Genomic DNA, 528 nt, shown 5'->3' on the forward strand with positions numbered 1-528 from the left:
TGCCGGTGGTCTTGGTCGGTGACATCGATCGCGGTGGCGTGATTGCGGCGATCGTTGGCACGCGCGCGGTGATCGACCCCGACGACGCGGCGATGATCCGGGGATTTCTGATCAACAAGTTTCGCGGCGATCCGGCCCTGTTCGAGGACGGCTATCGCCAGATCGAGCAACTGGCGGGCTGGCGCGGCTTCGGCGTGGTGCCGTGGCTCGCCCCGGCAGCGCGCTTGCCGAGCGAGGATGCGGTCATTCTCGAACGCCCGGTCGTCAGCGAACAACAGCGAATCGTCATCGCTTGCCCGATCACGCCGCGTATCGCCAATTTCGACGATCTCGATCCGCTGAAACTGGAGCCGGATGTGGAGGTGCGGATGATCGCGCCCGGACAGCCAATCCCGGCGGAAGCCGCTATGGTGGTGTTGGCCGGGTCGAAGGCGACCATCGCCGACCTTGCGTTCCTACGCGCCGAAGGATGGGACATCGATATTCTGGCGCACTACCGGCGCGGTGGCCATGTGCTGGGCCTGTGCG

The 528-nt window shown here is 65.5% G+C and carries 1 pseudogene; it reads left to right on the plus strand.

The window, feature by feature from the left end:
- A pseudogene (locus AACY52_RS29990) lies at positions 1-528 on the plus strand (cobyric acid synthase CobQ); the annotation flags it as partial.

This window comes from Pseudomonas sp. EA_65y_Pfl1_P113 (genome assembly GCF_963970525.1).
GTDB classification, from domain to species: Bacteria; Pseudomonadota; Gammaproteobacteria; order Pseudomonadales; family Pseudomonadaceae; genus Aquipseudomonas; species Aquipseudomonas tritici.